The organism is Candidatus Neomarinimicrobiota bacterium (assembly GCA_041862535.1).
In the GTDB taxonomy this organism is placed as follows: domain Bacteria; phylum Fidelibacterota; class Marinisomatia; order SCGC-AAA003-L08; family TS1B11.
The window spans coordinates 1-6,199 of record JBGVTM010000074.1; the positions used below are offsets into that span (position 1 = coordinate 1).

The window sequence follows — 6,199 nt, forward strand, 5'->3', positions numbered from 1 at the left end:
CCGCCGGTAGAGCCGGCTGATCCACCAACGAAAAAGAGCGCGAATACCAGCATCTGGGCGAAGGGCGACCAGGTTTTGTAGTCCACCGTACAATAGCCCGTGGTCGTGGTGATGGAGGTAGCAGCAAAAAGAGAGTGACGCAGGCTGTATTCACTCCAGCCGTAGTTATTAAGGGAAATATTAATAAAAATAAGCAGTGTGAACAGCCCGATGACGCCCAGAAGAAACATGAGTTCCCGATTACCTTTGTAAGAGAACTTCCGGTTCAGTATAAACTTGCCGTGAAGGGTGAAGTTGATCCCCGCCATCAGCATAAAAAAGATGGCCACGTATTGAATGTAGGCACTCTGACTATTAAAGCTGTCGGTATAAGTGGAAAAACCACCGGTAGCCATGGTCGTGCAGGTATGGGCCAGGCTGGTGAACCACGACATACCACCGATGCGGAGCAGGATTGCCTCAACCGCGCTGATAATCAGGTAAGTCAGCCAGAGGGTTTTGGCCGTTTGCTGGATGCGCGGCTGGATGCGGTCCACCGTCGGGCCCGGCACCTCCGCCCGCAGCAGGGCGGTCCCTCCCATACCCATAAAGGGCAGAATCGCCACCGAGAACATGATAATCCCCATGCCGCCGATCCATTGGATGAAGGCCCGCCAAAAAAGCACTCCGCGGGGCATGCTCTCAATGCCCAGGGGCAGGTGCGGGTGGCGACCGACATCTCCCAGGATGGTCGCTCCCGTGGTCGTCAATCCCGACATGGTCTCGAAAAAGGCGTCGGTGAATACGGTGATGGTACCGGACAGAAGGAAAGGCAACGTAGCGAACAGGGCCATGGTGGTCCAGCCCAGGGTAACGATGGCAAAACCGTCCCGGCTCGTCAGGTTGTAGCGCCCCCGGGTGAAATAATAACCCGGACCGCCTACAACCAGGCAGATAGCTATAGAAAGCAGAAATGCCGGCAGATCCCCATCACCATAGTAGCCCGCCCAGGCAGCACTGAACAGCATGGAAATTCCCAGGCAGACAACCAGAAAGCAGAGCGTGTTCAGAACGGCTTTCTTATTCACGTCGGCTTCCGGTGAAGTACTTCTGAACCTTCCCCACTTCTATGTTCTGCATGAATAACAACACCCGATCACCAGCAGAAATTCGGCTGTCCCCTCTAGGAATCTCGATGTGTGAATCGCGTACAATAGCCCCCAGGATTACTCCCGGCGGGAAGCTGATAGCAGATACCGGTTTCTTCGTGACCTTGCTGCCCGCCTCCGCTTCGATCTCCAGCGCTTCCATCTCCACGTCTTCAAAGGGACTGACCGCCCGCTCACGACTGGATTTGATGACCCGCATGATGGCCTCCACGGTGACCATATTTTTGCTGATAGCCGCATCGATCCCGATACGCCGCGCAATCGGTAAATAACTGGTAGTCGCAATGTGAACGATAACATGCTTGGCTCCCAGCTGCTTGGCCAGTAAACCCGTGATGAGATTGGTCTGCTCGTTCTGGGTCACGGCTATGAAGCTGTCCATCTCGTTGATATTCTCTGAGATCAGGAAATCGATATCCGTGCCGTCGCCGTGTAATACCAGAGTGTTCACCAGCGTGGGGGCGATCTCCCACGCCTTGGTCTTATTGGATTCCACCAACTTGATGTCCAGGTCATCCTGAAGGCGGCTGGCCAGCCGCCTTCCAATCTTACCGCCACCCAGGATCATCACCTTGTTAACCGCCTGGTGGGGCTTACCCAGCATGCTGACAATTGTCGGAATGTGACGGGATTCACCTATCACGTAGACGATATCCCCGGCCTGGTAAACAGTATCCCCCTGCGGAATGAAGCTCGCCCCCTCGTGATTGAGAGCAATCACCTTGTGGGGCAGGTCCTGGTTGGCAGCGGATACATCCTCGACGGTACGTCTAAGCAGAGGCGATGATGCTTCCAGGCGAACCCCTATCAGCTGCAGGCGACCATCCTCGAACTCCTTCACGTCGATGGCCGAACTCTGTCGCAGCAGACGCTCAACTTCCTCAACCACCACCAGCTCGGGGTGGATAACTTCATCAATCCCGAATTGGGACGGATGAATAACGGCCTTACTCGAGGTATAGTCAGTATTCCTCAAGCGGGCGATCACCGTCTTCGCCCCCAATTCCCGCGCCATCCGGCTGGAAACCAGATTGACTTCGTCGGTGCGAGTAAGGGCCAGGAAAATGTCGGCGCTCTCCACCTGAGCCTGGCGTAAAATAAAGGGAGATGCACCATTCCCCTCCAGCGTGCTCACGTCCAGCGTTTCACTGGCCCGCTTGACCTTCTCCGGATTGATATCCACAACGGTGATGTCATAGTCTTCCTGGCTCAATTCCTTGGCCAGGTTGAACCCGACCTCACCCGAGCCGATGATAACGATCTTGAGTGACATGTTAGCCCAGTACCTTCTGAAATGCTTGGATAGCGTTGTCTATATCCTCGTCCGTCAAGTCACGGTGAGTGACCAGTCTGATCTTCTGCCTGGCAAGCGCCAGACACAATATCCCTTCTGCCTGTAAGCGGGCCTCGACTCCTGCACCGCTCCCCTTCTGCTCAGCGACCCTGAAAAACACAATGTTGGTATGTACCTCATCAGGATTGATGGTCACCCCCGCTATGCCGCTGAGAGCCTCAGCCAGACGCCTGGCCCGCTGATGGTCCCGCGCCAGATCAGCCACGTGGTTCCGGATAGCATAAAGCCCCCCGGCGGCAATGATCCCCACCTGGCGCATACCACCACCGAAAAGCTTGCGGTAGCGGTGAGCGCGCTCAATAAAAGCGCGACTGCCGCACACCACCGATCCGACCGGCGCCCCCAGCCCCTTGGAAAGGCACAGAGTGACCGAATCAAAGGCCTTGGCCCACTCGTGGGCCGGAATACCCGTCGCCACAACCGCGTTCATCAACCGGGCTCCATCCAGATGCATCACCAGACCGTGTTTCCGAACTACCTCCGCAATCCGGCCAATCTCCTCTAATGGGAAAATGGTTCCACCGGCGCTGTTGTGAGTGTTCTCAATGCAAACCAACCTGGTGGGAGGCATGTGGACATTAGGGGCTCGGATCAACTCCTCCACCTGCTCAGCGGTGAAGACTCCCAATCGGCCTTGAATAGGATTCAACTGCACCTGGCTGTGAAAGGCCGGTCCCCCGGCCTCGTAATTCATGATATGGGCGCCGGCCTCACAAATTACTTCATCCCCGGGCTGAGTGTGGGCCTTGATGGCGATCTGGTTACTCATAGTCCCGGAAGGGACAAACAGACCGGCCTCCTGGCCCAGCAGTCGCGCTACCTCCTCCTGCAACTCGATAACGGTGGGATCTTCACCAAACACATCATCCCCTACCTTAGCCTGGGCCATGGCCTGGCGCATGGCCAGCGATGGCACCGTAACGGTATCACTGCGCAGATCGATCATACTACAGTATATAGAAAAGGGCCCAAACAAAGGCCCCTGAATGTCCGCCGCGCGCTAACGGTGCCGGAAGCGGAGATGGGTGATAAAAAAAAGTACAGCTGTGGTCTGACAAGGTTCGCCTGCGGCTTATGAGGCGCTAGTCACCCTCCAAAAAGAAAGTACCACCGTCTCTGATCGTCTGCTGAGACCTCAGGATATGAAACCGACAACCAGCCACGCTTGACAAGGATTATCATTTTGCAATGATTCAAGGTACCATCTCCTGGCCTCGGAATCAACCTTTCTACACCTGTGGTTCCCCGCGAACCCGCTCAATGTGCGCCCCCAGCCCGGCGAACTTCTTTTCAAAAGTCTCATAACCGCGATCAATGTGGTAAACCCGCGAAATCTCGGAAGTGCCGCGCGCTACCAGCGCCGCCAATACCAGCGAGGCGCTGGCGCGAATGTCGGTGGACATAACCGGCGCACCGATCAACTCCGTTGGCCCCCTCACCGTGGCAACATTGCCTTCCAACTTGATCCGCGCTCCCAGGCGGGCCAGCTCCGGGACATGGGCAAAGCGGTCCCGATATATGTTGTCCTGAACCACACTGCTTCCCCCAGCCTGGGTCATGAAGGCAATCCATTGGGCCTGAAGATCGGTGGGATAACCGGGATAAGGCGCGGTAGCGATGTCCACCGGCCGTATGCTGGCGGGACGGGACACCTCGATGACACCATCCAGGAGCTTCAATTGGACACCAGCCAATTCCAGCTTGCCCAGTACTGACCTCAGGTGCTCCTCGCAAGCACCTTCAACCTTCACTTTATCGCCCGCCATGGCACCGGCGATAAGAAAGGTAGCCGCCTCGATGCGGTCGGGAACAATTTCCTCTTCCACCCCGCGCAGTGCCTTCTGACCGCTGATTCGCAGGGTGCTGGTTCCAATACCCTCTATCTGGGCCCCCATCTTCTGGAGAAACCTGGCCAGAGCCGTTATCTCCGGCTCCTGAGCGGCATTCGTCAGGACGCTCTCGCCCTCGGCCAGAACAGCAGCCATCAGGGCGTTGCCGGTAGCACCAACGCTGCTGACGTCAAAATTGATAGTGGCACCCTTTAACTTTCCCTTGGTAATAATGTATCCACCTTCCAGGGAAATATCCGCCCCCAGCAGTTCCATGGCTTTCAGGTGCAGGTCCACCGGCCGGGGACCCCAATTGCACCCCCCAGGCAGTGACACCCGACACCGGTCAAACCGAGCCGCCAGTGGCCCCAGAACGTAAAAGGAGGCCCGCATGGTCTTCACCAGCTCATACGGCGCCTCCGGATTGTTGCAGGTGGTGGTATCCAGCTCCAAGCGGTTGTGCTTAAAAGTGACCCGAGCGCCGATGATCTCCATGAGGCGGGCCATGGTCAGCGTATCGCGCAGGTAAGGAACATTGTGCAGGATATAACGCTCCGGCCAGAGCAGGCTGGCGGCCATAATGGGCAGGACGGCGTTCTTTGCACCGGAAATGGTGACTGAACCCGAAAGGACCTGCTGCCCTTCGACTACGAATTTATCCACCGGCACTCGCCTTCGGGTCTGCCAAGCGCGCCGTCAACAGCTCCAGGGCTTGGTCCAGACTGGCCTTGGTTACCTCGACTCCACTGAGAAGCCGGGCAATCTCACGCCGGCGCTCTTCACCTACCACCACCTCAATCCGGCTCAACGTGCGGCCCCCGCGCACCCGTTTGCTCATGGTCAGGTGGTGATCCCCCCGCGCTGCGATCTGCGGCAGGTGGGTGATACAGACAATCTGCCGTGACTGAGCCAGATCCTCAAGAGCGGCACCCACCGTCTCGGCTGTGGAACCGGAAATGCCGTTATCAATTTCGTCGAATATCAGGCAGCCCACCGGGTCATAGGCCGAGAGAACCGTCTTGATTCCCAACATGACCCTGGAAACCTCACCCCCGGAAGCGATCTTTGCCAGCGGCCGCAGCTCCTCCCCAGGGTTCGGGCTGATGTAAAACTCCACCTGGTCATAGCCCCGCGCATCACTCTTATAGGCCCGGCCATCGAGCAGACAGGCACCTCCTTCAGAAGGAATATTCTCAATGCGCACTTCAAACCTGGTGTCCGGCATATCCAGGCGGTCCAGGGTGGCCTGAATTGCTTCTTCCAACCTGTCCTTGGCAGCCCGACGCTGACGGGACAGCTCCTGGCATTGGGCGGCATAGGCCTCCCGCTGACGAACCTGCTCCTTCCGCAGCTGGGACAGACGCTCATCGGATGCAGCGTGGCGGCTGACGGACTCCTGAAGCCAGGTTAGCTTTTCTAAGGCCGTCTCAATAGTACCACCATACTTGCGCTTAATAGCCTCTAGCAGCCCCAGACGCTCCTCAACCTCCCCCAAGCGCTTGGGATCCGGATTCACTGTGGCCCCGTAGCGCCTCGCTTCATAGGCCAGGTCTTCCAACTCCACCCTCAGGGAAGACAATCTCGCACTCAGCTGCTCCAGTTCCGGCGCCAGCTGCCTGAAGCGATCCAGCTGTTTAAAAAGGCTACCCACCTCGCCGGCCACTGAGGCCTCATCCTTCTGCAGGCGATGTTCCAGGGTATTTAACAGACGATGGAGCTCGTCAGCCTGCGAAAGCAGCTTGTGTTCCCGCCCCAACTCCTCCTCCTCGGTAAGTGAAAGTCCTGCCTCTTCCAGTTCCTTGAGTTGAAACTGGTGCGGTTCGTGAAGCGCTTTATCCTTCTCGATCCAGGCCGATAGCTCCTCGAGC

General features: G+C 57.2%; 5 protein-coding genes. All 5 read right to left on the reverse strand.

The window, feature by feature from the left end:
* Positions 1-1,067, reverse strand: a 1,067-nt coding sequence (locus ACETWG_03095; protein ID MFB0515574.1) for a TrkH family potassium uptake protein, incomplete at its 3' end; no start/stop codon positions are given.
* Positions 1,060-2,421, reverse strand: coding sequence for a Trk system potassium transporter TrkA (gene trkA / locus ACETWG_03100; protein ID MFB0515575.1), 1,362 nt, complete (start codon positions 2,419-2,421; stop codon positions 1,060-1,062). The genes ACETWG_03095 and trkA, both read right to left, overlap by 8 nt.
* Position 2,422: 1 nt before the next feature.
* Positions 2,423-3,448: a low-specificity L-threonine aldolase gene (gene ltaE, locus ACETWG_03105; GenBank protein ID MFB0515576.1), complete on the reverse strand. Its 1,026-nt coding sequence runs from the start codon at positions 3,446-3,448 to the stop codon at positions 2,423-2,425.
* 283 nt (positions 3,449-3,731) lie between these two features.
* On the reverse strand, positions 3,732-4,994 hold the full coding sequence (gene murA, locus ACETWG_03110; protein MFB0515577.1) for a UDP-N-acetylglucosamine 1-carboxyvinyltransferase: 1,263 nt from the start codon (positions 4,992-4,994) through the stop codon (positions 3,732-3,734).
* On the reverse strand, positions 4,987-6,199 hold a 1,213-nt coding region (locus tag ACETWG_03115; GenBank protein ID MFB0515578.1), incomplete at its 5' end, for a DNA repair protein RecN. The genes ACETWG_03115 and murA, both read right to left, overlap by 8 nt.